The sequence below is a fragment of the Nocardioides sp. URHA0020 genome (assembly GCF_000620705.1).
Classification (GTDB): domain Bacteria; phylum Actinomycetota; class Actinomycetes; order Propionibacteriales; family Nocardioidaceae; genus Nocardioides.
Map to the genome: position 1 here is coordinate 51,399 of NZ_KK211168.1, position 23,588 is coordinate 74,986.

24 protein-coding genes are annotated in these 23,588 nt (G+C 69.2%); 13 read left to right on the forward strand and 11 right to left on the reverse strand.

Features of this window, described 5'->3' with window-relative positions; genetic code table 11:
* Positions 1 to 217: 217 nt before the first annotated feature.
* A complete protein-coding gene (locus N542_RS27535) occupies positions 218 to 514 on the forward strand; it encodes a hypothetical protein (RefSeq protein WP_155993024.1) in 297 nt (98 codons plus the stop codon).
* A gap of 187 nt (positions 515 to 701) precedes the next feature.
* Here the strand turns inward: N542_RS27535 and N542_RS0111990 are convergent, their stop codons facing one another.
* The 3 genes from N542_RS0111990 to N542_RS0112005 form a co-directional block, all read right to left on the reverse strand.
* Positions 702 to 3,026, reverse strand: coding sequence for an arylsulfatase (locus N542_RS0111990; protein WP_028644116.1), 2,325 nt, complete (start codon positions 3,024 to 3,026; stop codon positions 702 to 704).
* Positions 3,027 to 3,183: 157 nt separating this feature from the next.
* Entirely contained in the window at positions 3,184 to 3,999 is an 816-nt protein-coding gene (locus N542_RS0112000) for a YrhK family protein (protein WP_051551680.1), read from the reverse strand.
* Positions 4,000 to 4,010: 11 nt separating this feature from the next.
* A complete protein-coding gene (locus N542_RS0112005) occupies positions 4,011 to 5,390 on the reverse strand; it encodes a glutamate decarboxylase (protein ID WP_028644118.1) in 1,380 nt (459 codons plus the stop codon).
* 278 nt (positions 5,391 to 5,668) lie between these two features.
* Between N542_RS0112005 and N542_RS0112010 the strand changes: the two genes are divergently transcribed.
* Together N542_RS0112010 and N542_RS24630 are read left to right on the forward strand one after the other, a co-directional pair.
* Positions 5,669 to 6,493, forward strand: a complete 825-nt coding sequence (locus N542_RS0112010; protein ID WP_028644119.1) for a bestrophin-like domain — start codon at positions 5,669 to 5,671, stop codon at positions 6,491 to 6,493.
* A 9-nt stretch (positions 6,494 to 6,502) separates the two neighbouring features.
* The gene (locus tag N542_RS24630; RefSeq protein WP_051551682.1) at positions 6,503 to 7,294 is read left to right on the forward strand and encodes a bestrophin-like domain; all 792 of its coding nucleotides are present in this window, start codon (positions 6,503 to 6,505) and stop codon (positions 7,292 to 7,294) included.
* Positions 7,295 to 7,317: 23 nt separating this feature from the next.
* Here the strand turns inward: N542_RS24630 and N542_RS0112020 are convergent, their stop codons facing one another.
* From N542_RS0112020 to N542_RS0112030, 3 genes are read right to left on the reverse strand one after another with little or no spacing between them, the layout of a single operon-like run.
* Positions 7,318 to 8,229, reverse strand: coding sequence for an HAD family hydrolase (locus tag N542_RS0112020; protein WP_028644120.1), 912 nt, complete (start codon positions 8,227 to 8,229; stop codon positions 7,318 to 7,320).
* Positions 8,226 to 9,164: a formylglycine-generating enzyme family protein gene (locus N542_RS0112025; protein WP_028644121.1), complete on the reverse strand. Its 939-nt coding sequence runs from the start codon at positions 9,162 to 9,164 to the stop codon at positions 8,226 to 8,228. The genes N542_RS0112020 and N542_RS0112025 overlap by 4 nt, the downstream gene beginning before the upstream one ends.
* A 1-nt stretch (position 9,165) precedes the next feature.
* A complete protein-coding gene (locus tag N542_RS0112030) occupies positions 9,166 to 10,665 on the reverse strand; it encodes an arylsulfatase (protein WP_028644122.1) in 1,500 nt (499 codons plus the stop codon).
* 219 nt (positions 10,666 to 10,884) lie between these two features.
* On the opposite strand from N542_RS0112030, the gene N542_RS0112040 reads away from it, so the two are divergent.
* Positions 10,885 to 11,775, forward strand: coding sequence for an alpha/beta fold hydrolase (locus N542_RS0112040; protein ID WP_028644123.1), 891 nt, complete (start codon positions 10,885 to 10,887; stop codon positions 11,773 to 11,775).
* Between the two features lie 62 nt (positions 11,776 to 11,837).
* Positions 11,838 to 12,659, forward strand: coding sequence for a M23 family metallopeptidase (locus N542_RS26660; RefSeq protein ID WP_028644124.1), 822 nt, complete (start codon positions 11,838 to 11,840; stop codon positions 12,657 to 12,659).
* A gap of 272 nt (positions 12,660 to 12,931) precedes the next feature.
* On the opposite strand, the gene N542_RS0112050 is transcribed toward N542_RS26660, so the two are convergent.
* The 3 genes from N542_RS0112050 to N542_RS0112060 form a co-directional block, all read right to left on the reverse strand.
* Complete coding sequence (locus N542_RS0112050) at positions 12,932 to 13,924, reverse strand: methyltransferase (RefSeq protein ID WP_028644125.1); 993 nt, start codon at positions 13,922 to 13,924, stop codon at positions 12,932 to 12,934.
* Between the two features lie 109 nt (positions 13,925 to 14,033).
* Entirely contained in the window at positions 14,034 to 14,912 is an 879-nt protein-coding gene (locus N542_RS24640; RefSeq protein ID WP_197025950.1) for a nucleoside hydrolase, read from the reverse strand.
* A 114-nt stretch (positions 14,913 to 15,026) separates the two neighbouring features.
* Entirely contained in the window at positions 15,027 to 15,950 is a 924-nt protein-coding gene (locus tag N542_RS0112060; protein ID WP_028644126.1) for a threonine/serine dehydratase, read from the reverse strand.
* 250 nt (positions 15,951 to 16,200) lie between these two features.
* Here N542_RS0112060 and N542_RS0112065 point away from each other — a divergent pair, with 250 nt between their 5' ends.
* The 8 genes from N542_RS0112065 (at position 16,201) to N542_RS0112100 (ending at position 22,439) form a co-directional block, all read left to right on the forward strand.
* The gene (locus N542_RS0112065; RefSeq protein WP_028644127.1) at positions 16,201 to 18,117 is read left to right on the forward strand and encodes a potassium transporter Kup; all 1,917 of its coding nucleotides are present in this window, start codon (positions 16,201 to 16,203) and stop codon (positions 18,115 to 18,117) included.
* Positions 18,118 to 18,182: 65 nt separating this feature from the next.
* On the forward strand, positions 18,183 to 18,686 hold the full coding sequence (locus N542_RS0112070) for a metallophosphoesterase family protein (protein ID WP_028644128.1): 504 nt from the start codon (positions 18,183 to 18,185) through the stop codon (positions 18,684 to 18,686).
* A 157-nt stretch (positions 18,687 to 18,843) separates the two neighbouring features.
* The gene (locus tag N542_RS0112075; RefSeq protein ID WP_036507677.1) at positions 18,844 to 19,233 is read left to right on the forward strand and encodes a hypothetical protein; all 390 of its coding nucleotides are present in this window, start codon (positions 18,844 to 18,846) and stop codon (positions 19,231 to 19,233) included.
* Between the two features lie 63 nt (positions 19,234 to 19,296).
* Positions 19,297 to 19,755 (forward strand): DUF350 domain-containing protein, encoded by a 459-nt coding sequence (locus N542_RS0112080; RefSeq protein WP_051551686.1) that lies wholly within the window; start codon positions 19,297 to 19,299, stop codon positions 19,753 to 19,755.
* Positions 19,755 to 21,077, forward strand: a complete 1,323-nt coding sequence (locus tag N542_RS24645; RefSeq protein ID WP_081795173.1) for a glutathionylspermidine synthase family protein — start codon at positions 19,755 to 19,757, stop codon at positions 21,075 to 21,077. Before N542_RS0112080 ends, N542_RS24645 begins: the two co-directional genes overlap by 1 nt.
* Complete coding sequence (locus N542_RS0112090; RefSeq protein ID WP_155993026.1) at positions 21,074 to 21,511, forward strand: hypothetical protein; 438 nt, start codon at positions 21,074 to 21,076, stop codon at positions 21,509 to 21,511. The genes N542_RS24645 and N542_RS0112090 overlap by 4 nt, the downstream gene beginning before the upstream one ends.
* Before the next feature lie 191 nt (positions 21,512 to 21,702).
* On the forward strand, positions 21,703 to 21,927 hold the full coding sequence (locus N542_RS0112095; protein WP_028644132.1) for a DUF2188 domain-containing protein: 225 nt from the start codon (positions 21,703 to 21,705) through the stop codon (positions 21,925 to 21,927).
* A 137-nt stretch (positions 21,928 to 22,064) separates the two neighbouring features.
* Positions 22,065 to 22,439, forward strand: a complete 375-nt coding sequence (locus N542_RS0112100; RefSeq protein ID WP_028644133.1) for a YciI family protein — start codon at positions 22,065 to 22,067, stop codon at positions 22,437 to 22,439.
* A 45-nt stretch (positions 22,440 to 22,484) separates the two neighbouring features.
* Here N542_RS0112100 and N542_RS24650 read toward each other — a convergent pair whose 3' ends face one another.
* Complete coding sequence (locus tag N542_RS24650; protein WP_155993028.1) at positions 22,485 to 23,243, reverse strand: AfsR/SARP family transcriptional regulator; 759 nt, start codon at positions 23,241 to 23,243, stop codon at positions 22,485 to 22,487.
* Between the two features lie 36 nt (positions 23,244 to 23,279).
* Positions 23,280 to 23,471 (reverse strand): hypothetical protein, encoded by a 192-nt coding sequence (locus N542_RS0112110; protein WP_028644134.1) that lies wholly within the window; start codon positions 23,469 to 23,471, stop codon positions 23,280 to 23,282.
* Between the last annotated feature and the right edge of the window lie 117 nt (positions 23,472 to 23,588).

Below are 23,588 nucleotides of genomic sequence, written 5' to 3' on the forward strand. Positions count from 1 at the left end.
TGGCGCAGGTCGTGATCCACGCGCGTTGGCGCTGACTGCGCGACCGGTCCGCCCCCCGTTCGGGTGGGGCTTGGAAGTCACGCGGAGGGTACCTATCCGGAGCGGACCACTGAGCAACCGGTGACAATCCGCCAGTTCAGCAGTAGGCGCCAAGGATGTGCTGGGAGATCTCGATCGTCGACAGCGTCCTGAGCCGGTCGTGCTCGGGGGTCGGACCATGCGCCAACTGACCGCCCTCGTCCTCGCGACCGTCCTCGTGGCGGCAGCCTTGCTGCGCTCCCACCTCGGGCCGCTGTGCCTGCTCGCAACGCTGGGGGCGCTGGTCGGGCTCCTCGTTGCCAGCCGTATGAGCGACCCCCGTGACCTGCGCCGGGTGCCCGCTCTCGTGGTCGTCACCATCCTCGTCCTCGTCGGCGTCGGGCAACTGGGATTCCTGGGACTGGTCCTCGGTCTCGTTCTGCTCGCCGTCGCCACACCGGAGGCCACATCGCGCGCGCGGGGCCCGCATCGATGACGGAAGGATGACTGCGTCGGCCCGGGTCACCGCTCCGGTGACGCATGTCGGGCGGCACCGTAGCCGGCAGAGCAGTCTCCATCGACGTTGATGCTGCGGGAGAAGCGCCGTACGAGCACTCCCGCGTCCCGGACCTGGCGTCGCGAGCCGGGTGTCTCGGGTTGGGGCAGTTCGGGGAGCCGGGTTGTCAGTGTGTGTACCGCACTTCAACCTGTTCGATCGTGCCGTTGAACGGGAACGGGGCTCGGTCGTAGTAGTCCAGGGAGACGGGACCGCCGAGGCAGGTGCCGATGTCGAGGCAGTCGTTGGCGGAGAACAGCAGCGGGGCGCTGACGGGAACCTGTCCGGACGCGACGACCTCTCCATCGGTCAGGAGTGTGATGTCCAGCGGTCCGCCGGGACGGGCCTCGGCGTACACGGTCCGCACTTCGATCTTGGTGTGGCCGGCAGGCAGAGGTCGGGCGGATCGCAGCTTGGTGCGCATCAGGATGAAGCAGTTGTACTCGTAGCAGAGATAGCCGTCGTCGAGGTAGCAGGTCAGGCCGCCGCCGGCCCCGCCGAGTGCGTAGAGCACGCCGCTGGCGCCGGCCGGCAGGTCGGCGTCGATGACGACGGAGTTGGCCCGGTTGCCCAGGGCTGGTGCGCAGAACTCCGGCATCCGCACGATGTCACCGGTGAAGGTCCATTCCCGGTACGGCGTGGAGATCCGCATCTCTGGGTGGAACACCGGGACCCAGAGCCCGCCACCGATGGGGTAGACACTGTTGCGGGCCGCCTCGATCGCGAAGGTCTCCTTCAGCTGCGCCAGCCTCTCGGGCTCCTCGGCTGCGAGGTCGTGGGCCTGGGTCCAGTCCTCGTCGAGGTTGTAGAGCTCCCACACGTCCTGGTCCGGTGTCCAGTCCAGGATGCCTTCGGGGAGACCGGGCACCCACGGTGCTCGAGGTCCGAAGGCGGATGCCATCCATCCGTCGTGGTAGATGGACCGGCTTCCCATGATCTCGAAGTACTGGGTGTGAAGTCGTCCCGCGGCGTCGGGATCGTCGAAGGTGTACGCCAGGCTGACTCCGTCCAGTGGCTGCTGCTCGACACCGCGGACCACGCGCGGTGGCGTGATGCCGAGGACCTCGTAGATGGTGGGCACCAGGTCGTTGCAGTGGTGGAACTGGGTGCGAGGTCGGGTCTGGGGTGTGATGCGGTCGGGCCAGCGCACCACCATGGGGTTGCGGGTCCCGCCCAGGTGCGAGGCGAGCAGCTTCATCCCCTTGTACGGCGTGCTGCCGGCCCATGCCCAGCCTGCGTGGTACTGGTTGTCGGTCTTCGGGGAGCCGAGCGCGTCCAGTCCGCCCAGCTCGTCGAGGGCCTTGATGTGCATGTCGACGGTGGTGGGGATGCCGTTCTGGGCCAGGAGCTCGCTGATGGTGCCGTTCTGGCCCTCTCCGGAGGAGCCGTTGTCCCCCCAGATGTAGAAGATCAGCGTGTCATCGCCGTAGCCAAGTCGCTCGAGCTCGTCGACGAGTCGCCCGACCTGGACGTCGACGTGCTCGGCGAAGCCGGCGGCGACCTCCATGAGGCGGCGCTGGAACGGGCGCTCGTCCTCCGGGATGTCGTCCCAGGCAGGCAGCCGCGGGTCACGCGGCGTCAGTGCGGCGTCCTGTGGGATCCAACCCGACTCCTTGGCCCGCGCGAAGACGCGCTCGCGGTAGGCGTCCCAGCCGTCGTCGAACGCCCCGGCGTACTTGTCGGCCCACTCCTTCATGATGTGGTGCGGACCGTGCAGGCAGCCGCTGGCCCAGTACATGAAGAACGGCTTGTCCTGCTCGAAGGACTGGTGCCGACGCAGCCAGCCGATGGCGTCGTCGGCGAGGTCCTCACTGAGGTGGTAGCCCTCGTCGGCCCGCTGAGGAGGCAGCACGCTGGTGGTGTTGCGCACGAGGTTGGGCTCGTACTGCGACGCCTCACCGGCGAGGAAGCCGTAGAAGTACTCGAACCCCTTGCCGGTCGGCCAGTTGTGGAACGGGCCCGACGGAGTGGTCTCCTCAGCTGGCGTGTTGTGCCACTTGCCGAACGCCGCGGTCGAGTAGCCGTAGTCGGTGAGCACTTCGGCGGCCAGCGCCGTGCTGCTGGGGATGTGCCCCGAGTAGCCGTCCCAGTCGTTGGCGAGCTCGGCGATCTGACCGTTGCCGATCCGGTGGTGGTTGCGACCGGTCAGGAGCGAGGCCCGGGTCGGTGAGCACATCGCGGTGGTGTGGAATCGGTTGTAGCTGATGCCCGCATCACGCATCCGAGTCAGCGTGTCCGTGCGGACCTCTCCGCCGAACGTGTCCGGCAGGCCCGGCCCGGCGTCGTCGATGAGGATGACCAGGATGTTGGGGGCATCGGCCGGTAGCCGTCGCTCCTGGACCCGGCGCTCGTACGTCGACTCCTGCATCGTGCGTCCCGCCGTCGAGGCCGACGGGGTCGCCGGGAACGGCAGCACGTCTTGGCGCGGCAGCGTGGGGAACGAGGCACTCATGGACGGCTACTTCCTGCTCGACAGCTGCCGGCCGTCGACCTGCGTGAGGTCGGGGTCCGGCAACCGAGGACTTGTCGGCCGGGGCGCCTCCACGCTAGGGACGATGACGGGGGAGGCAATCACCCAAGTCGGGTGAACCGGCCCTCCGCGACCGCGCTCAACGCCTCGGTCGTGGTGGCGCGACCGGACCCGGGTCCGCTCCGGAACTGGCCGCGCGGCCTTCCGACATCGTCAGCACCGCGCCGACGAGGAAGCAGAGCGCGCCGGCGAAGGTGCCGCCGTTGGCGAGCTGCACGCTGGTCAGCGAGCCGTCCGGGCCGATGTGAGCGCCGATGGCTGACAGGCCGAAGAAGATCGAGCCCCACATGTTGAGGGCGGTGATGTGCCAGTCGAGGTGTCCCGGCCGCCACGACCACCACCGGTGACCGGCTTCGGCGAACGCGATCGCGGAGGCGACCAGGAAGCACACCGACCCGATGGCGTCGGGTCGCCACACGACGCGCTCGTCGAGGTCCGCGGGCAGGTCGAGCAGGCCGGCGAACGTCGTCACGTTGAAGTAGAGGGTGCCCACCAGCTGCACCGTCGCAGCCCAGAACCCCAGGGCGCGCGGCAACCAGCCGAACCACCGGCGCCCGGAGGCGCGGACCACCTGGAGGTAGGTCAGGTAGCCGCCGGCGGTGAAGAAGAGCGAGCCGACGAAGTAGGTGAGCGCGTCCGCCCGCGCTCCCACCGCGTGGGTGTAGGCGGGGATCGGGCCGACCACGAATGCCGTCGCGCCGATCGCGAAGAGAAGTCCGATCCACCAGGTGAGCCCCCGGCCGTGCGCCGGAGCGACCCGTCGGCTCGCGCGCGCCTCCCAGCGGACCAGCACGCCGTCCGGGCCCCGGTACCGCACCCCGGTGACGAACGGGGCGGGTCCGTCGGTGACGACGTCCGTGGCCCCTTCGGGTAGCCGGATGGGCAGGTCGGACATCGCCGCGCTCGTCAGAAGCCGGGCCCGAGGACGACCTTCCTGCGCTCCGACTCGTGCGCACCGCCCTTCGCCTGCAGGGTCGCGCAAGCCTGCTCGATGTCGCGGGCGAGCGTGTCCACGTGCTCGCGGCTCATGGTCTCCTTGACGAGAGCACGCATGATCGTCACGTCCTCAGCGTCCGGCGGCAGGGTGTAGGCCGGGACCATCCAGCCGCGCTCGGCGGAGAGCTGCCAGGCGATGTCGAACTCGTCGTACGGGTAGTCGCCGTTGAGCTTGAACGCCACCAGGGGGAGCTGTTCGTCGTGGCGACCGATCACCTCGAACTGACCCATGGCCTCCAGCTTGTCGGCGAGCAGCTCGGCGTTCTGCTGCATGTTGCGCATGATGTAGGTGTAGCCCTCGCGGCCGTAGCGGATCAGGTTGTAGTACTGGGCGAGCACCATCGCCGAGCCGGTGGAGAAGTTGAGGGTGAAGGTGGCGTCGGTCTTGCCGAGGTAGTTCTCCTCGAAGACCAGGTCACGCGCCAGGTCTGCGGTCTCCCGGAAGATCAGCCACCCGACCCCGGGGTAGACGAGTCCGAACTTGTGGCCCGAGACGTTGATCGAGCGCACCTGCTCGAGCCGGAAGTCCCACTTCGAGTCCGGGTAGAGGAAGGGCCACACGAAGCCGCCGCTGGCGCCGTCGACGTGCAGCGGCACATCGAGACCGCGCTCGGCCTTGATCCGGACGAGGAGGTCGTTGATGCCCACGATGTCGTCGCGGTGGCCGGTGAAGGTGGTGCCGAGCACGGCGGCAACACCGATGGTGTTCTCGTCGACGTGCGGCTCGACGTCCTCGGGTCCGATCGTGTACTTGCCGGGCCGCAACGGCACGATGCGCGGCTCGACGTCGAAGTAGCGGCAGAACTTCTCCCACACGACGTGGACGTCACCGCCGAAGATCAGGTTCGGGTTCGCCGTCGAGGCACCGGCTGCCTCCCGTCGCTTCCGCCAGTTCCACTTCAGGGAGAGGCTGCCCAGCATGATGGCCTCCGACGAACCCTGGGTGCGCGCGCCCGTGGTCTCGCCTGGGGCGTGGAAGAGGTCGGCGAGCATCCGGATGCAGCGCTGCTCGACCTCGGCCGTGCGCGGGTACTCGGCGTGGTCGATGAAGTTGCGGTGCAGGTTCGTGGCGATGATCTTCTGCGCCTCGGGCTCCATCCAGGTCGTGACGAACGTCGCGAGATTGCGCGCCGGGTCGCCTTCGAGGGCGATGTCCTCGCCCACCAGTCGCAGCGCGTCCGTCGCGGTCATGCCGTGCTCGGGGAACTCCCGGGTCGGCACTTCGTCGATCAGGAAGCGGTTGCCGAACAGCGCGGCACCTGCATCGAACGAGCGGTCAACGTCCGTCATCGCATCTCCTCGGGGTGGGGCAGCGTTTCAGGTTCCCGCCGTACGGGTGGCGCCGGACCACCCGGTTCGGGTGAGATCACGAGCGCCACCTTTCGGACGCTGCCGGTCGGGAGCGCCTTGCTGTGAGGACAGCGGCGGCAGCCTCGCGCCGTCCTCACCCGTGTCGGGGGAGGCAGGGGGCAGTGCAGTCCTGCGATGGTCGGAGCTGTCGGACCGTCGAGTCGAAACGGAGCGCACATGTCGAGCACGGTCCGCAGCGGTTCGTTCCGGAGCAGCGGATGAACCTCCTCATCGGCGCCGCGATCGTGGTCGCAGCGGTCTCGGCCGCGGTGGCCGCGATGCTGCTCGTACGCCGTCGCGCGCCCGACGGCGGCTACTTCAACGACGGCGATCGCGCTGCCGGCGTCTTCGGGGTGCTGGCTACCGGATTCGCGGTGCTGCTGGGTTTCGTCGTCTTCCTGGCGTTCGCGAGCTACGACGCCGCTCGTACGGGGGCCGAGACGGAGGCGCTCATCGTCGCTCAGCAGGTGGAGACCGCCCAGCTGCTCCCGTCGCCGGCGAAGGAGCAGCTCACCGGCCAGTTGGTCTGCTACGCCCGGTCGGTGGCGGGGGTGCAGTGGGACCGGATGGAGGCCGGGACACTCGGTGAGGAGCTCAACCCGTGGGCGGCCCAGATGTTTCGGACACTGCAGACCGTCGAGCCGAAGACGCCGTCCGAGGAGTCGGCGTACGACATCTGGTTGAGCCAGCGTCAGGATCGGGAGGCGGCGCGCAACGACCGGATCCACGGAGCCGTCGGGGTGATCCCGACCCCGCTGTGGCTGGTGCTGTTCTTCACCTCGGGCCTGATCTTCCTCTACATGCTCTTCTTCGCCGACTCCGGCGAGCGCGCGGTCGTCCAAGCACTCCTGATGGGGACGGTGATCGCGGTCCTGACGTCGATGATGCTGCTTCTCAACCTCCTCGACGACCCTTTCCATGACGGTCCAGGCGGGCTGAAGCCGGTGGCGATGGAGCGCGCACTGCAGGTGATCGACGAGGAGCTCGCGGCCACCGGTGCGGACCTCGCTCTTCCGTGCGACGCACGTGGGAACGCGAAGTAGGCGCGGCCTGTGTCCTGGCTGAGCTCACTCCCGGCGGCGGTCCTCGTCGCGGGCTGGCTCGGCCTTGCCCTGCTGGTCGCCGCCGGCGGTCGCGTCGGCATCCGTGCCTTGGTGCCGAGCGGGGCGCACGAGGAGGTGCAGCAGATCGCACCGCCGCTGATGCCCGCACTGGGCGCCGCGTTCGCGATCTTCGCCGCACTCACGCTCGCCAGCGAGGCCGGCTACCTGCGTGCGGCCGAAGGGCTGGTCAGCGACGAGGCGTCGGCGGCCTCACGGTTGGCTTGGGCCTCCACGAGCCCGGGCATCGACTCCGAGCCGATCCGGTCGGCGCTGCAGGACTACCTGGAGGCGACACGTGCAGGTGAGTGGGACGGTGCGGCCGCCAGGGAGGGCGACGACCGGGCGACCGGTCTCGCACTCGCTCGGCTGGAGCGGCTGGTGCGCGCCGAAGCCGCGCGTCCTGAGCTCGGCACGCCGGCGAGCACCGAGCTCCTGGCCTCGCTGGACGCCGTCACCAGCACGCGTCGGGCCAGGATCGCTGCCTCGTCGCGGGAGATCCCCGCTCTGTACGTCCTCACGTTGGTGGCCGCTGGAATGGCGCTGGTCTTCAACGCGGGTGCCCTGACCTTTCGCAGCACCCTCCGCGCGGCCGTCCTCACCGTGGGGCTCGCTTGTGTCGTCGGGCTGAGTCTCGCCCTGCTCTTCGCCATCACGGGGCCCTGGCGCGGACCGATGGTCGTCGACGGGCACCCGGTCGACCAGGTCCGACAGGACCTCGTCGACGGATTCTTCTCCGAGTAGGGCTCCTCAGCTGTCCCGCCGGGTCAGGCGAACACCGCGTCCCAGTCCTCGGCCATGCTGACGACGGTCCAGCCGAGCCGCGCGCCGACGTCGGCGATGGGCTCGGCTTCGTCGAGGGTCTCCGCGGTGCTGACGTAGGCGAACTCGCGGATCGGGTCATCGTGGTCGACGAGCAGCGCGAGCGTGGTCTCGCCTGCCCCGGCCGCCCACTCCAGCATCTCCCGGTCCCCGCCGGAGTTCCCGGCCGCCAGGATCGGGCGCCGGCCCAGCTGGGTCTGGATGTGGGTGACCTTCACGGCACCCTCGTTGGCGGCTCCGACCAGTCGGTTGCTCCGGACCAGCGTCGGAGCGGAGTCCGCCTGCGCCGCCACGAAGTCGTAGTCGATCAGGCTTCCGACGACGGCCTCGGGCGGTACGCCGTACAGGTCCTGGCTGATAGCGCGAACGAACTCGGTGCCCCCGCCGGTGACGATGAAGACGGAGAAGTCGAGCCTGCGCAGCTCTGCGATGAGCTCCAGCATCGGAGCGTAGGTGCTGTTGCGCACAGCTCTGCCGAGGCTCGGGTGTCGTGCGCGCGACATGAACTCCCGGACCCGGGCGGTGAACTCCTCGGGGGCGACTCCCTGGAACAGCCCGGTGAGGGCCAACGCGATCCGCTCCAGGCCGATCTCCCCGATCGATGCCCGGTCACCGCTCAGCAGGGCCGCGAACTCTGGCGTCGCCGAGAGACGCGGGTCTGCGTGGACCGCGGACGTGAGGGCGTCGACGAAGAAGTCGAGCTGGGCGTATGTCGGCCGTTCACACCACAGGGTGCCGTCGTTGTCGAAGCAGGCCACTCGCTGCTCGATCGGCACCGTCCGGGCCGCGTCCAGGAAGGCGACGACCGCGTCGCGGGTCGCACCGGAACGCCACGAAGGCAGCACCTCATCCATCATGACGGCTGCTCCTCGGCGCGCCTGCGGCGGACACAGCGGAAGCCCTGATGGCTGGTGCCGGTGTCGATCATCTGTGGCCGCCGAGCGGCGGGGCGGTAGCGGAGACAGTAGGAGTCGGCGCACAGGTGCGAGCCGCCCTTGACCACCTTGCGGGCGACTTTGAACTGCGGCTGCGCGGTGTCGAAGCTCTGCTCGAGACCGCCGGGGCGAGGGTTGCTCGGGATGCAGCAGGGCTTGTCGACGTCCTCGGGATGGCCCTCGGTCCACCAGTCGTCGGTCCACTCCCACACGTTGCCAGCCATGTCGAAGAGCCCGTAGCCGTTGGCGGGGAAGCTGCCGACCGGCGCCGTCCGCAGGAAGCTGCTCTCGCCGCTGCTGCGCCACGGGAAGTCCGGACCGTCCCAGGTGTTGGCCATGATGGCGCCGCGAGGGCGTGCCTCGTCCCCCCAGGTGTACGTGGCGCCCTCCAAGCCGCCGCGGGCGGCGTACTCCCACTCGGCCTCGGTGGGGAGGTCCGCGCTGGCCCACGCGGCGTACGACGTCGCATCCTCGTAGGCGACGTGCACGACGGGGTGGTCGAGCCGATGGTCGATCGAGCTCTTCGGGCCCTGGGGGTGCTGCCAGCTGGCTCCGGGCTTCCAGCGCCACCACTGGCTGAGGTGGCGCAGGTCGACCGGGCCGCGGGTGGGTACGAAGACCATCGAGCCCGGCTGCAGATTCTCGGGGGGCGCGTCCGGGAAGTCCACCGGGTCGAGATCGCGCTCCGCGATCGTGACGTAGCCCGTCGCCTCCACGAACACCGCGAACTCGGCGTTGGTGACCGTGGTCGCGTCGATCGAGAAGGCGTCGACGCGCACGCGGTGGGTCGGCGCCTCCTCGGGGTAGTGGGCATCGGAGCCCATGGTGAAGGTGCCACCTGGCAGGTCGATGCGCACGTCAGTTGCTCGCGACACCGGCCTTGAGCTTCTCCAAGACCTTCTCGACGTTGAAGCTCGCCGGCTCCTGGCGCGGCGGGAACTCGCGCAGGGTCTCGAGCATGCGGGCGACGTAGGCCTGCGCAGGGATGAAGGCCCAGACGTGGTCCATCACCCAGTCGTAGTAGGTGTTCGACGTGATGTCGGCCCGCTCGTACGGGTCGGTCCTCAGGTTGAAGAGCTTGGGAAAGCGGAGCTCGGTGAACGGCTCGGCCCAGATCTGGAGCGTCCCGGTCGCGCGCTGCTCGAGGAAGACGAACTTCCAGTTGTCGTAGCGCAGCGCGGTCAGGTCGCCGTCGTCGGAGACGTAGAAGAAGTGCTGACGCGGACTCGCATCTGTGACACCGGTGAGGTAGTCGAGCTGGTTGTGGCCATCCAGGTGGACCTTGTACGTCGTACCAGCCAGCTCCGTGCCCTGCTTGAGGCGATCGGCGACGTCAGTGTCGCCGGCTGCGGCGAGCAGCGTCACGAACCAGTCGTTGTGGCTGACGATCCCGTTGCGGACCTCGCCGGCCGGGACGTGTCCGGGCCATCGCACCATCGCGGGGACGCGGTAGGCGCCCTCCCAGTTGGAGTTCTTCTCGTTCCGGAAGGGCGTCATGCCGGCATCCGGCCAGGTGTTCATGTGCGGGCCGTTGTCGGTCGAGTACATGACGATCGTGTTGTCGGCCAGTCCGTGCTCGTCGAGGTAGTCGAGCACCGACCCGACCAGCTGGTCGTGGTCGACCATCGTGTCGTGGTACGCAGACTGCCAGCGACCGGCCTTGCCGCGGCTGCCGTCCTTGACGTGCGTGCGGAAGTGCATGTGGGTGGTGTTGAGCCACACGAAGAACGGCGTGTCACTCTCGTGGGCGTCCGTCATGAACCGGAGCGCCTCAGGGACGACCTCGTCGTCGATCGTCTTCATCCGCTCCTTGGTGAGCGGACCGGTGTCCTCGATGCGCTGGGCGCCGTCGCCCTCGGCCCACGAGTGAATGACGCCCCGGGGTCCGAAGTTCTTACGGAAGTTCGGGAACTCCGCCTCGTCGGGGTAGTCGTACAGCTCCGGCTCCTCCTCCGCGTTGAGGTGATAGAGGTTGCCGAAGAACTCGTCGAAGCCGTGCGCGGTCGGGAGGAACTCGTCACGGTCGCCGAAGTGGTTCTTGCCGAACTGTCCCGTCGTGTAGCCAAGCGACTTGAGCGCGGTGGCGATCGTCGGATCCTCGGCGCGGAGCCCGATGTCCGCGCCGGGCATGCCGACCTTCGTCAGGCCGGTGCGATAGGGGTTCTGTCCGGTGATGAACGCCGCACGGCCCGCCGTACAGCTCTGCTCGCCGTAGTAGTCGGTGAACCTGACGCCCTCGGCGGCGACGCGGTCGATGTTGGGGGTCCGGTACCCCATCATCCCGTCGCTGTAGCAGCTGAGGTTGCTGACGCCGATGTCGTCGCCCCAGATGATCAAGATGTTCGGCCGGTCCGGCATGTGACGCTCCTTGTCATCCGCAGCGGCCGTCCGCGCGCGTTGCGCCGAGGGGCCTGTGCTGCCGCGCTCGCCTCCCAGGAGTCGGAGACGAGCTTCATCGCCACGGACTCGGGGGAGACCTCCACCGTCGCGGTTGAGACCGCAGCCCGGTTCACCCGAGTCGGGTGAGTCCGTAGAGGGGCGAGGTGTCGCCTGTTCCTGGCGGGGTACCCCTCGCCCGTGTCCACCAGACCCACCACCGTGCGAGCGGGTGTGCTCGATGTCGAGATCAGGCGCAGCGGCGGCTCCGACGGGTTCCCCGTGGTCCTTCTTCACGGCTTCCCGTACGACGCTCACAGCTTCGGTCGGGTCGTGCCTCTGCTGGCTGATGCCGGAGCGGACGTGGTGGTGCCCTCGCTCCGGGGATACGGCGGAACCCGGTTCGTCGATGCGACGACGATGCGTTCGGGTCAACAGGCCGCCATCGCCCACGACCTCCTGGAACTGATCAGCTCGCTGGGGCTGGAAGGCCCGATCGTGGCCGGCTACGACTGGGGTGGCCGCGCTGCCTGCGTGGTGGCTGCATTGTGGCCGGATCGAGTGTCGGGGCTGGTGACTGGCAATGGGTACCTGTTGCAGGACATCGCGAGCAGTAGGGAACCGTCGCGACCGCACCTGGAACGCAGGAACTGGTACCAGTACTACCTCCACAGTGAGCGTGGCCGTACGGGGCTCAGCGAGCATCGCGCAGAGCTCGCCCGCCTGCTGTGGCAGGAGTGGTCGCCGACCTGGACGTTCAGCGAGGACGAGTTCGAGTCGACACGGGCGTCCTTTGACAACCCCGACTTCGTTGACGTGGTCGTGCACTCCTACCGCCACCGATACGGCCTCGTCGATGGCGACCCGGCGTACGACGACACCGAGCACCGCATCGCCGAGCAACCCCTCATCTCGGTGCCGACGATCGTCCTGGACGGCGAGCACGACACCGTGACGCCGGCCCAGTCCCGCGACGCGCACGAGCCGCACTTCCCGTCGCTCGCTGACTACCGTCTGGTCGATGCGGGGCACGACCTGCCGCGAGAGGCACCGGAGGAGTTCGCTCAGGCGGTCCTCGACCTGCGTCGCTGACCACCCCCAACCACGAGGTCAGATCATCAATTCCACCCAGGAGGATCTGGCACGGTTGGGCCATGTCGCTGCCGGCCTGGTCGGATGTAGACCGGAGTATGGCTCTGCCCTTGCCCAAGAAGAACCTGAACCGGACCGCTGGCTGGTTGTACCGCAGCGGAAACATCCATGCTGGCTTCGACTACGGCGTTGACATCGGCACCCCGGTATTCGCCGTTCGCGGAGGACGAATACTGAGGACTGTCGACAACATCCCCAACATGGCGCCGGGGAAGGCCGGGAAGTCCGGCGACCCGCCCAACTTCATCCTTCAGGCGGTTCGGTACCGGAACAAGCCGGCGACCGTCGTCTATCTGCACGTGTCCCCGCACTTCTCGGTCAAGGAAGGAGACGAGGTGAGGGCGGGCGAGCAGATCGCGTTGAGCGGTCACAACGGCCACTCGACCGGGCCCCACCTCCACATCTCCGTCCTGGAGGGCCACGACCACCTCGCCCCGTTCGACTACCTGCGCAGCCTCGCGAACGACACGAAGGCTCCGAACGGCCTGGCCTCGAACGGCATCACGATCTATCCGCCCAGCCTCGTATACGGTCGCGCGCAACCCAGCCGGCTCGCTACGGGCAGCGTCGTGATGGCGGATCTCGTGTTCGGAACCATGGACTCGGACAGCGTGCGAAGGCTTCAGCACCGCCTGAACGGGATTCACCTCGAAGGCGGTGCCGAGTTGCCCGTGACCGGCAACTACCTGGACCGCACCCGTGCGGAGGTCATCAAGTGGCAGCTGCAGAAGCGGCACCTCCAACCTGGGTCTGCGAATGCCGACGGAAACGTCCATCCGAAGCAGGCCAAGGCACTGTTCGGCAGTAGATTCACCTTGGTCTGAGCGCTAGCGCCGCGTGTCGGGCCGCCGGGTGGCCACTCTGGTCTCGGGCGAAGCTCGCATTGTTCGGATCGGGCTGCAGTTGATCTTCCTGCTCGGCGCAGCGAGGAGCGGTCGCTACTGGCGGTGGCTCCGATCCTCGAGGATCGCGGTGACGTCCTGGCCGAGTACGGGAACTTCAGCGGCGGTCGCCAGCATGCACACCGCTCACCGCAGCTGCCCATCGCTGACGGACACCGCCGCTCTCGGTCTGTCGCTGCCCGCCGCCCCAGCAGTCAGCCGGCAGCCCGGGCTTCGATGACCGACACGTGCGTGTCGGTGTCGACGACGCGGGTGAGCCTGAGGCCCCCCGCGTCGAACAGGGCGGCGTACTCGTCCTGGGTGCGCTCGCGACCGCCGGGCATGACCAGCATGTTGAGGTCGGAGAAGGCCGCCGCCCGCTCGTAGCCCGGACGGTCCAGCACCATCTCCACCAGGAGGACGACGCCATCGTCGCGGAGTCCCCGGCGCAGGGTACGAAGGATGGCGACGCAGCGGTCGTCCGGCCAGTCGTGGAGGATCGACTTCAGCAGGTAGGCATCGGAGTCGGGGACCTCCTCGAAGAAGCTCCCGCTCATCGACGACCACCGAGGCGCCAGGGCCGCGCTGATCGGCTCGGTGGCGACTGCTTGTGGCAGGTCGAAGACCGTCCCCACGAGGTGCGGGTGGCGGCTGAGGACGGCTTCGAGCAAGACTCCCCGCCCGCCGCCCACGTCAACGATGCTCGACAGGCCGCTGAAGTCGTAGGCCTCCGCGACCGCCGTGGCGACCGCCGCGGTCCGCGAGGCCATCTGGTCGTTGAAGATCTCGTTCTCGACCGGATGGTCGGCGCGGTGAGTCCATACGTCCACCCCGTGTGCGGCCTCGAAGGCGTTCTCGCCGGTGCGCACGCTGTGCCCGAGCTGCTGCCAGGCGCCCCAGTGAGTCGGCGTACCCACGGTCCTGGCGAGGGGACGCAACGTCTCGGGGATGTCGGAGCGGAGGCCCTCACCCAGGTCGGTCGTGGCATAGGTGCCGTCCGACCGTTCCTCGTAGAGCCCGACGGTGGACAAGGCATGCAGCAGACGCCCCAGGGTTGCCTCATGGGTAGCGGTCGCGCCGGCCAGGTCCGAGAGCGTCCGCGGGCCCTGGGCCAGCAGGTCGGAGAGGCCCAGGTCGGCGGCCACGTGCACAGCCGCCGAGACCTGGAAAGCGGTGATCAACGAGCGGAGCCGGGGCAGGTCTGGCATGCCAATGAATCATGCTCGCCAATCGGGCGACCCGCTAGGCATCAACCTGCCTGGCCTGGATGACCCCCGGTGGGCAACCACAGGCGGTGATACGACGCGCCGTGCGGTGTCAGTCGGGTCGGGTGATGACCGAGTCGTCCAGGGCAGAGATGAAGGCGTCGATCACCGCAGACACGTCGGCGGCGACCACGACGTTGACCTCGCGTCCGACATCTGTGGACGGGTGTGGCACGAGCTGGTCTCCGACCAGGGCCATGTGCTTGAGCTGGACGTCGAACAGGTCCGGACGTGCCATGAGTACCAGGGCGCCAGCGTCTCCGAGGAGGTGACGACGCCGGACGGCCAGCAGCTCGCCCGCCAGTCGGGCTGCCGCGTCGCGCGAGCCCCGCAGCCGGGCGACCAGCGGGGGAGGGACGGCAATGGTCTCGAACACGTCGGCGGTGTAGACGGTGAGCGCCGTCTCCGCGGAGAGCACCTGCGCGGTCGACACGGCGTCGTGGGCAGCGTTGAACTCCGGCTCCGGTGCGGCTGCCAGCTCGCCGCCGACCATGACGACCTGCTCGACGCCGGCCAGGGAGAGGTAGCGAGCGACATTGGTGAGCGGAGCACAGGCAGCGATCACGACGGGGCTCGCGCGCGACAGCAGGGTGACGAGATCCAGCGGGTCGTGGTCCTGGACCGCTCCTTCGGGGGGAGATGGCAGCGCCACCCCGCCGAGACCGCCGCTTCCGTGGTTCGTCGTCCCTCTGCGGTGACCGGATCCACCAACGGTGCGCCGCGCTCCCACCACCACCGGGACCTGCGATGCGCGAGCGACCGCAAGGACGGCCGCGGAGTTGCGCGCGGCGACCTCGACTGGGACGTTGCCGACGACCGTGGTGACACCCACCAGATCCAGGCGCGTCTCGGCGGCGGCGTAGAGAAGGGCCAGCGCGTCGTCGATGCCCGTGTCGACATCGAGCACCACTCGAGACGGCTGGGGGACCACCCGACCATTGTGTGTCGGTCCCACGTGCGTCGACCGAGGCGTCCAACGGGCGGCGGAATGAAGGCGCGGTGCTTCATTCCTTCGGGCGAGAGGCATGAGCTGGCGCTCCGTGTCCTAGGCCAGCGTGGCCGGGTCCGTGTTGGCACCGCAGATGACGACCGCAACGCGCTCGTCGTCCTGCGGCACGTACCGGCCCGACAGCAACGCGGCGTACGCCGTGGCCGCCCCGGTCTCTGACGGCACCCGATACTCGCTCCACAGGCTCGACCGAGCGTGAATGATCTCGTCGTCGGTGACCAGCACCGAGGTCGGCGGCTCCTTCCTCTGAGCGGCGAAGGCGAGGTCCCCCACACGCCGAGCGCCGAGAGAGTCCGACGCGACGCCTGACACGGCGACATCAACCGGACGCCCGGCCAGCATGGCGCTTCTGAGCGTGGGGCAGCGCTCCGGCTCGACCGCCACCACGCGAGCGCGACCGAAGGCAGAGGCCGCCACTCCCGCGTACAGGCCCCCACCACCGACGGCGACGATGATGGTGTCGATGGACGGCTCGTCTTCCAACGTCTCCTCGGCGAGGGTCCCCGCACCTGCCGCGACCTCGAACTGGTCGTAGGCGTGCGCGAAGGCCGCCCCGGTCTGCTCACCGAACGCGACGGCGGCCTGGTACGCCTCGGCGTACTCGCTGCCGACGCGCCTCACCTCCGCGCCATAGGCCCGGATGCGTTCGACCTTGACGGCGGGAGCCGTCTGCGGCACGAAGACGGTGGCTCGGATGCCCAGATCCCGGGCAGCGAACGCCTGCGCGAGTCCGGCGTTCCCGCCAGAGGCCACGACGATGCCAGCGTCTCCGATCTCGCCGGTCTCCAGCCCGGCGAGCTGGCGATTGAAAGCTCCTCGGGTCTTGAACACCCCGCAGTGTTGAAGGAACTCGCACTTGAGCCATACGGCGTCACGACCGGACGGGCGCATCAGAGGCGTTCGCCGAACTCGCCCGGCGATCCGCTCCTCTGCTCTCTGCACATCACTGCGGCTGACCATCACTCCCTCAGTATCGAGGAGCCTGATCGTGACCGCTCATCGGTGTGAGGGTGCGTCTCGATGTCGCCGGTCGGCGGTGGGAAGGGACCAGGGAACCGAGCGGATCACACGTCGGCGGCCCGGGCGGGTCGCCGGCACAGGCCCGTGCGCGATCGGAGTCGACCGGTTTGGGCGGACCGCCCGGAGGCAACGGCTGCTGGGTCCGTACAGTCGGGCTGCCGACGCGCGTCGGCGTGACATGGGAGAGATGATGAGCACCCGGACCGACATCAAGCGCCCTGCGCGGGCGGCGCTGACGGTCGGTGCGCTGGGTGTCGTCTTCGGAGACATCGGCACCAGCCCGATCTACACCGTCCAGACGGTCTTCAACCCCGACGACCCGCACCCGGTCGACGCGGTGACCGACCACGTGTACGGCATCGTGTCGCTGATCTTCTGGTCGGTGACGATCATCGTGACGATCAAGTACGTCCTGCTGGTGCTGCGCGCCGACAACGACGGCGAGGGTGGGGTCCTCTCGCTGATCACCCAGATCAGGCGGCGCGCCGTCGGCGGCTCCGTCCGGACGAAGGCGGTCCTCGCGGCGCTGGGGATCTTCGGCGCCTCGCTGTTCTTCGGCGACAGCATCATCACCCCGGCGATCTCGGTGCTCTCCGCGGTCGAGGGGGTCAAGCTCGTCGAGCCGTCCTTCTCGCCGTACGTCGTGCCGATCACGGCGGTCATCATCGTGCTGCTGTTCGCGACCCAGCGATTCGGCACGGCCCGGGTGGGCCGGCTCTTCGGGCCCGTGATGATCGTGTGGTTCGCCGCCATCGGAGCCTGCGGGATCGGCGGCGTCGTCCGGGAACCCCGGGTGCTGGAGGCGCTGCTGCCGACGCACGCGATCGAGTTCCTGGTCGGTGACTTCACCACCGCCTTCTTCGCCCTGGCCGCGGTCGTGCTGGCGGTCACGGGCGCCGAGGCGCTGTACGCCGACCTGGGTCACTTCGGTCGCAGCCCCATCGCCCGGGCGTGGCTGTTGCTCGTCTTCCCTGCGTGCATCCTGAGCTACCTCGGCCAGGGCGCCCTGATCATCGACGACCCCGACGGCGCGATCACCAGCCCGTTCTTCCTGCTGGTGCCCGACCGGCTCCTGGTGCCGATGGTCGTGCTGGCGACCGCGGCCACCGTCATCGCCTCGCAGGCGGTCATCACCGGTGCCTTCTCGGTCGCTCGTCAGGCCGTGCAGCTGGGCTACCTGCCGCGGCTGCGAATCGCCCACACCTCGGCGGAGCAGCAGGGCCAGATCTACGTGCCCTGGATCAACTGGGTCCTGATGATCTCGGTGCTGATCCTGGTCTTCGCCTTCGAGAGCTCGGCGGCGCTCGCCTATGCGTACGGGATGACGGTCACGGGCACCATCACGATCACCACCATCCTGTTCTTCTACGTCGTGCGGAGGCGCTGGGGCACGCCGCTGTGGTTGGTCCTGCTCGGAGGCGGCGTCTTCCTGAGCGTGGAGCTGCTCTTCCTCGCCGCGAACCTCACGAAGATCGCCCACGGCGCCTGGCTGCCGCTGCTGATCTCGATCGCGGTCTTCACCGTGCTGACCACCTGGCAGCGCGGTCGCGAGCTCGTCACCCAGCAGCGGGAGGAGGACGAGGGCTCGCTGCGGGAGTTCGTCGAGCAGCTCCACGAGGCCCAGCCGCCGTTGCCGCGCTCGCCCGGCACCGCGGTCTTCCTCAACCGGGGCAAGAGCACCACGCCGCTCGCGATGCGTGCCAACGTGGAGCACAACCGGATCCTGCACGAGCACGTCCTGATCCTCTCGATCGAGACGATGCCGGTGCCGTACGTCGAGCCCGACGAGCGGATCGAGGTCGACGACCTGGGGTACGCCGATGACGGCGTGGTCCACGTCAACGCCCGATACGGCTACATGGAGACCCCGGACGTGCCAGAGGTGCTCGCGCTCGCGAAGCGCGCCAGCCCCGAGCTGACAGCGGAGCCCGAGGACACGTCGTACTTCCTGTCGACCATCGAGCTCCGCGTGGGTCGTGGCCCCGGCATGCCCCAGTGGCGCAAGCAGCTGTTCGTGAGCACCTCCGGCATCACTGCGGACGCGGCTGACTACTTCAACCTGCCGCGCGACAGGACCGTCATCATGGGCTCCCAGATCATCGTCTGACCGACACCGGAGATCATCGTGCTCGGCCGGTGCGCCCTTCGCTGCACCCGGTGTTCACTGGGCGTATGACGACGCACGTAGTGCTGGTCGCAGACACCCATCTGCCCAAGCGAGCCCGCGACCTGCCCGCGCAGGTGTGGACCGCCATCGAGGGTGCCGACCTGGTCGTGCACGCCGGTGACTGGGTCGACGAGCGCCTCCTCGACGAGCTCGAGACACGAGCGCGCCGCGTCGTCGGAGTGTGGGGAAACAACGACCACGGCCCGCTCCGCGACCGGCTCACCGAGGTCGCACACGTCGACATCGAAGGCGTTCGCTTCGGCGTCATCCACGAGACCGGGGCGGCACGCGGTCGCGAGGAGCGGTGCAGCATCACGTTCGCCGACTGCGACGTGCTCGTCTTCGGGCACAGTCACATCCCGTGGGACACCACGACCTCCACCGGGCTCAGGCTGCTGAACCCAGGATCACCCACCGATCGTCGCCGACAACCGCACTGCACCTACATGAGCGTGACCGTCGACGCCGGACATCTCGTCGACGTCACTCTGCACGCCGTTCCGCGGTAGACGCGCGTCTGCCGCCATCGACGACCGTGACAGCGATCCCGATCGTCGGGGCCGCCGTGGTCGCCGACGGGCACCGGGAGGCGTTGGCAGGAGAGGATGTGGGCACCGCGTCGGCACGACCACCCGCGGCGCAGCCGCACAGCCCAGAGGAAAGCCCATGACCAGCACCACCCGCCGCCGGATGCGTTCCACCGCGGTGACCCTGGGGGTGACCGCCGTGATGGCCGCAGGGCTCACCGGCTGCGCCACCTCGGCCGACTACGCGGCCGTCTGCGTCAACCCGGACACCGATGAGCGGGTCGACGACTCCCAGTGCGACGACCGCAACGACTACGACGGGGTCTCCTCGGGCTTCTTCTGGTACTACCTCGCCGCCTCTCGTGGAGTGCCCGCACTCGGCTCGGTGGTCTCCGGGGGCACCTTCAACAGCTCTGGCCTCTCCGGCTCGGTCCAACGCGGCGGCCTGCCCAAGACCGGCGGCTCCAGCGTCAAGTCCGCAACCTCGAAGGGCGGCTTCGGTGGCTCCAGCCGCGGCTTCTCGTCGTGAGCTCGGCGGCTGACGCGTCCGCGCCTCGTCCGGACCCGTTCCCTCTCGTAGGAGTCTTCTTCCATGACTGATCTGCTCGACGCCCTCGTCCATGCGACCGTCTACGCGGCCATCGCCGGAGCCATGCTCGTCGTGGCCTACTACGTCCTCGACCTGGTCACTCCCGGCCACCTGGGCAGCCACCTGCTCGGGGTCGATGAACGCGGTGAGGAGTCGGTTCACGTCCAGTCGAGGTCGGCCGCCGCGGTGACCAGCGCCTGGCTCGTCTCCAACGCACTGGTGCTGTTCACCGCCATCTGGACCAATGGCGAGACCAGCCTCGGGTGGGCCCTGGCCTGGACCGTCGCCTTCGGCGCCCTCGGCATCGTGCTGAACGCCGCCATGCTCTTCGCCATCGACGCGATCACCCCGGGCGACCTGCGCAGGATCATCACCGAGCCGGGTCCGGTCCGCCCGCTCGCCTATGTCTCCGCCTCGACGTCGTTGTCGGTGGCGGCCATCGTCTGCGCCAGCATCGCCTGATGTGGCGACACCGGATCCGACCCCGAGAGGGCTGGGAGCGCATCGTCACCGAGCAGGGGCTGGTCTACCCGGTCACCGCCCTGCCTGACGGGAGCACCAAGCCGTACTGGAACGAGTCCGCCTGGTACGAGTTCACGATCGAGGAGATCGAGAGCCTCGAGTCCGCCACGGAGGAGCTGTGGGCGATGTGCGTGGACGCCGCGGGCTTCATGGCTTCGCCCGGCTCAGGCTTCACCGACGCGCGCCTGGGCCTGCCGGCTGGCGCGCTGGACGTCGTACGCCGTTCCATGGAGCGGCGGGACCCGATGCTCTATGCCCGCTTCGACCTCGTCTACGGCGCCGACGGCGCGATCAAGATGCTGGAGATCAACGGCGACACCCCGACCGGGCTGGTCGAGACCGGGGTCGCCCAGTGGCGGTGGCTCGAGGACGTGATGCCGGACCTCGACCAGTGGAACAGCGTCCACGACCGCCTCGTCAACGCGTGGCGCCGCCTGCGCAACACCGGCGCCATCACGGGCAACGGGGTGCACTTCCTCTACGACCTCGGCGAGGGCGACAGCTATGACGGCGGTGAGATCGAGATGACTGCCTACTACCTGATGGACACCGCCGTGCAGGCCGGCCTCGCCACGCTCGCCCACCCGATGGCGGAGGTCGGGTGGAACCCCGACACCCGGGAGTTCCGTGACGTCAACGACGACCGCATCACCAACGCGTTCAAGCTCTATGCGTGGGAGGAGATGCTCGGAGAGGCGTTCGGCCGCCACCTGATCGACCAGGACGAGGCCCGGCCCGTGCGCTGGTTCGAGCCGGCGTGGAAGGCGATGCTCTCGACCAAGGCACTGCTCCCCGTCCTGTGGGCACGCAACCCCGGCCACCGGCTCCTGCTGCCCGCCTGGCTCGACACGCCCGGCGACCTCACCGAGTGGGTGGCCAAGCCGCTGTTCGGTCGCGAGGGGGACAACATCCGCATCCACCTCGCGGACGGCTCCGAGGACCTCGTGATGCCGGGCCCGTACGGCGCCGAGGGCTACGTCTACCAGGCCTACACCCAGCTGCCCGTCTTCGAGGGCAACCAGGTCGTGCTCGGCTCGTGGATCATCGACAACGAGGCGGCGGGCATGATCGTCCGCGAGTCCGACGGGATGGTCACCGACTACTTCAGCCGCGTCGTCCCGCACGTGATCAGCGACACCCTCGGCCCGGACGCCGCGCAGGTGGAGGCCTGGCTGCTCGATCGGGTCGGTCCCGAAGCGCCCCGTACGTCACCGGGCGGGCCCGATCGGCCGCTGGACGGTGTGCCAGGATCCGAGTCATGACCTCGTGGCGCGACACTGCATCGCCTTCAGTGCAGCAGGACCTGGATGGTCTCCTCAACCTCGTGCTGCCTCTGGCCCAGGAGCTCCTCGGGAAGAACGGGCGGTTCTACCCCTTCGGTGCCCTGGTGTCGACCGCCGGAGAGGTGTCGCTCACCGCGTCCGAGGTGGGGTTGGGAGAGCACCCGCAGCCGGACCGGGTCCTGGCGGGCGTGTACGACGGAGCACGGGCCACCTCGGGTGAGAACCGGGCAGCGGCGTTCGTCTCCGACGTCCTCGTCGAGGGATCCGACGCCGTCCAGGTCGAGCTCGAGCACCGGGACGGCATCGCCCTCGTCGTGCTGGTGCCCTACAAGCCCGCGACGCTCAAGAGGGTCCCGACCTTCCGGGACATGAGTGTCGCACCGGGGGAGCCCCGGGTCTGGATCGCCAGCTAGGCATCCCGGCTGAGGCGGCTCGTGTAACGAAGCCAGGTCCCCGCGACAGGTACAAGGAGTACAGCGACGTCTGTTCGCACCCCTGGGGAGGGGACGAGCTGGAGCCAGCCCGGGCGATGACCGCGAGATCGGTTCGCTCGGCGGCAGGCGGCCGGGGCGGGCGACGCAGAGCCTGGGAGGGAAAGAACGGCATGGGTGAACCCATCGAGACCTACTACGCCGACGGCGTCTGGCGGAACTCCGTCGGCCGGAACGGGCCGCCGCTGGGCGGGGAGTACCAGAGCCGGGAGGCGGCCCTCGCGGACGCCCGGGACGCCGCCCGCGTCCGCGGTGTCGAGCACGTGGTGCGCGACGAGGTCGGCACGGTCGTCCAGCGCAACCGCTACCCGCGCCGGTCCGAGGAGATCCCTGGCTGAGGCTCCCACGCGTCGTCCCGGGCAGCACGGGTCGCGTGACACCGACCTCGATCGTGGATGAGTGTCGTGTCTGCCCACGTCTCTTCGTAGCGTGGGTAGCGGCGGACATCGGGTTTGCCGGACGCGAAGGAGCAGCGATGTCTCAGTACCTCATCTACTTCAACCAGCAGTGGGTCGGCGACCACGACGACGCATGGTTCGAGAGCCGGGTCGAGCCGTCCACGGCCGTCGTCCGAGACATGCAGGACCAAGGCGTCCTCGTCTACGCCGGCGGGCTGGTCGAGGAGCTCGATGAGGCGGCGAGCGCGGACGCCACGAGTGGCGCGCTGGTCATCACCGATGGGCCCTTCGCCGAGACCAAGGAGTGGCTCGGGGGGCTGACCATCGTGGAGGTGCCCGACGACGAGGCCGCTCGCCTGTGGGCGGGGAGGGTGGCCGAGGGGTGCGGCTGGCCGCAGGAGGTGCGCCGCTTCAAGGCCGGCTCGCTGCAGGCGGTCGTGCTCGGGAAGTGAGGCCGGCCGGCCCTGCCCGGGTTGTTCGCGACGGCCGGACGCCGCTCAGCGTGCGTGGGCGGGCGCGGACTGCTCGGCCAGGAGCTGGCTCGCCGCCCGGCTGACGGCGACCGGCCCGTAGGCGCGGCCCGCCGCGTCGGCGAGCGCCACGCCGGGCTGCAGGCCGAGCTCGTCGGCGAGCAGGCTCTTGCAGCGGCCGAACTGGCGCAGCGCCTCGGCCCGGTTGCCCGCGACGGTGTGGGCGTCGACGAGGATCCGGTGGGCCGACTCGCGCAGCGGCTCGGCGGCGACGACGGCCAGGGCGGCCTCGATCGCCAGCGAGGCCTGGCCGGCCTCGAGGAGCGACTGGGCCATCTGCTCCATGCCCTCGAGGCAGAGCTGGCGCATCCGTTCGCGCTCGACCAGGACCCAGTCGTCGTACCAGCCGGGCAGCAGCTCGCCGGTGAAGACCTCCGGCTCCACGGGGGTGCCGCCCGACAGCTGCTGGTGGGCGGCGAGCACGGCCTCACGGGCGTCCACCGTGACGTTGCCGTGCAGCACGATGCGCGAGCGGCTCGCATCGATCACCGGCGCCGTGTGGCCGGAGTTGGCGCGCCAGATGGCGGAGCGCAGGCAGGCCGAGGCGCGCTCGTCGCTGCGCTCGCCCCACAGGATGCCCGCGATGTGGGTCCGCACCACCGGGCGCGGCTGCAGGGCGAGGAAGGCGACCAGCCGCTCGGCCGACGGCGGCAGGTCCCACGGCTCGCCGTCGATGCTCAGCTCGAACCCGTCGAGGAGCCGCACGCGTACGTCGGGGGAAGGCATGTCCAGCAGCGTGGACCCGCAGGCGTCTCGTCACCGTCACCGTTGCGTCTCCTCCAGGTCGCTCAGCCATCGCAGCACCGTCTCGTGGATCTGCTCCAGCCCGACGGCCACCCGGGCGTGCTGGTCGGGGTCACCCGTGCGCGACGACTGCAGCCGCGCGACCAGCTGCCCGTCGTGCACCCAGGCGCGCACCAGCATGACCCCGGACCCCTCGGTCTCCCTGCTCACGCCGGCGAACCTAGGCACACCGCGTCGTCCCACCGTGATGTCTGCGTCACCGCTACCGGCGGCGTCCGACGGGCGCGCCTGTCGCGTGACGCGACGGTGACGGGAGGCCGACGACGA

Bases quoted from the DNA above. Each gene is read 5' to 3' on its own strand.
- N542_RS27535 (WP_155993024.1), top strand. From the start codon at position 218: ATGCGCCAACTGACCGCCCTCGTCCTCGCGACCGTCCTCGTGGCGGCA.
- N542_RS0111990 (WP_028644116.1), bottom strand. From the start codon at position 3,026: ATGAGTGCCTCGTTCCCCACGCTGCCGCGCCAAGACGTGCTGCCGTTC.
- N542_RS0112000 (WP_051551680.1), bottom strand. From the start codon at position 3,999: ATGTCCGACCTGCCCATCCGGCTACCCGAAGGGGCCACGGACGTCGTC.
- N542_RS0112005 (WP_028644118.1), bottom strand. From the start codon at position 5,390: ATGACGGACGTTGACCGCTCGTTCGATGCAGGTGCCGCGCTGTTCGGC.
- N542_RS0112010 (WP_028644119.1), top strand. From the start codon at position 5,669: ATGAACCTCCTCATCGGCGCCGCGATCGTGGTCGCAGCGGTCTCGGCC.
- N542_RS0112020 (WP_028644120.1), bottom strand. From the start codon at position 8,229: ATGATGGATGAGGTGCTGCCTTCGTGGCGTTCCGGTGCGACCCGCGAC.
- N542_RS0112030 (WP_028644122.1), bottom strand. From the start codon at position 10,665: ATGCCGGACCGGCCGAACATCTTGATCATCTGGGGCGACGACATCGGC.
- N542_RS26660 (WP_028644124.1), top strand. From the start codon at position 11,838: ATGTCGCTGCCGGCCTGGTCGGATGTAGACCGGAGTATGGCTCTGCCC.
- N542_RS0112050 (WP_028644125.1), bottom strand. From the start codon at position 13,924: ATGCCAGACCTGCCCCGGCTCCGCTCGTTGATCACCGCTTTCCAGGTC.
- N542_RS0112060 (WP_028644126.1), bottom strand. From the start codon at position 15,950: ATGGTCAGCCGCAGTGATGTGCAGAGAGCAGAGGAGCGGATCGCCGGG.
- N542_RS0112065 (WP_028644127.1), top strand. From the start codon at position 16,201: ATGAGCACCCGGACCGACATCAAGCGCCCTGCGCGGGCGGCGCTGACG.
- N542_RS0112070 (WP_028644128.1), top strand. From the start codon at position 18,183: ATGACGACGCACGTAGTGCTGGTCGCAGACACCCATCTGCCCAAGCGA.
- N542_RS0112075 (WP_036507677.1), top strand. From the start codon at position 18,844: ATGACCAGCACCACCCGCCGCCGGATGCGTTCCACCGCGGTGACCCTG.
- N542_RS0112080 (WP_051551686.1), top strand. From the start codon at position 19,297: ATGACTGATCTGCTCGACGCCCTCGTCCATGCGACCGTCTACGCGGCC.
- N542_RS24645 (WP_081795173.1), top strand. From the start codon at position 19,755: ATGTGGCGACACCGGATCCGACCCCGAGAGGGCTGGGAGCGCATCGTC.
- N542_RS0112090 (WP_155993026.1), top strand. From the start codon at position 21,074: ATGACCTCGTGGCGCGACACTGCATCGCCTTCAGTGCAGCAGGACCTG.
- N542_RS0112095 (WP_028644132.1), top strand. From the start codon at position 21,703: ATGGGTGAACCCATCGAGACCTACTACGCCGACGGCGTCTGGCGGAAC.
- N542_RS0112100 (WP_028644133.1), top strand. From the start codon at position 22,065: ATGTCTCAGTACCTCATCTACTTCAACCAGCAGTGGGTCGGCGACCAC.
- N542_RS24650 (WP_155993028.1), bottom strand. From the start codon at position 23,243: ATGCCTTCCCCCGACGTACGCGTGCGGCTCCTCGACGGGTTCGAGCTG.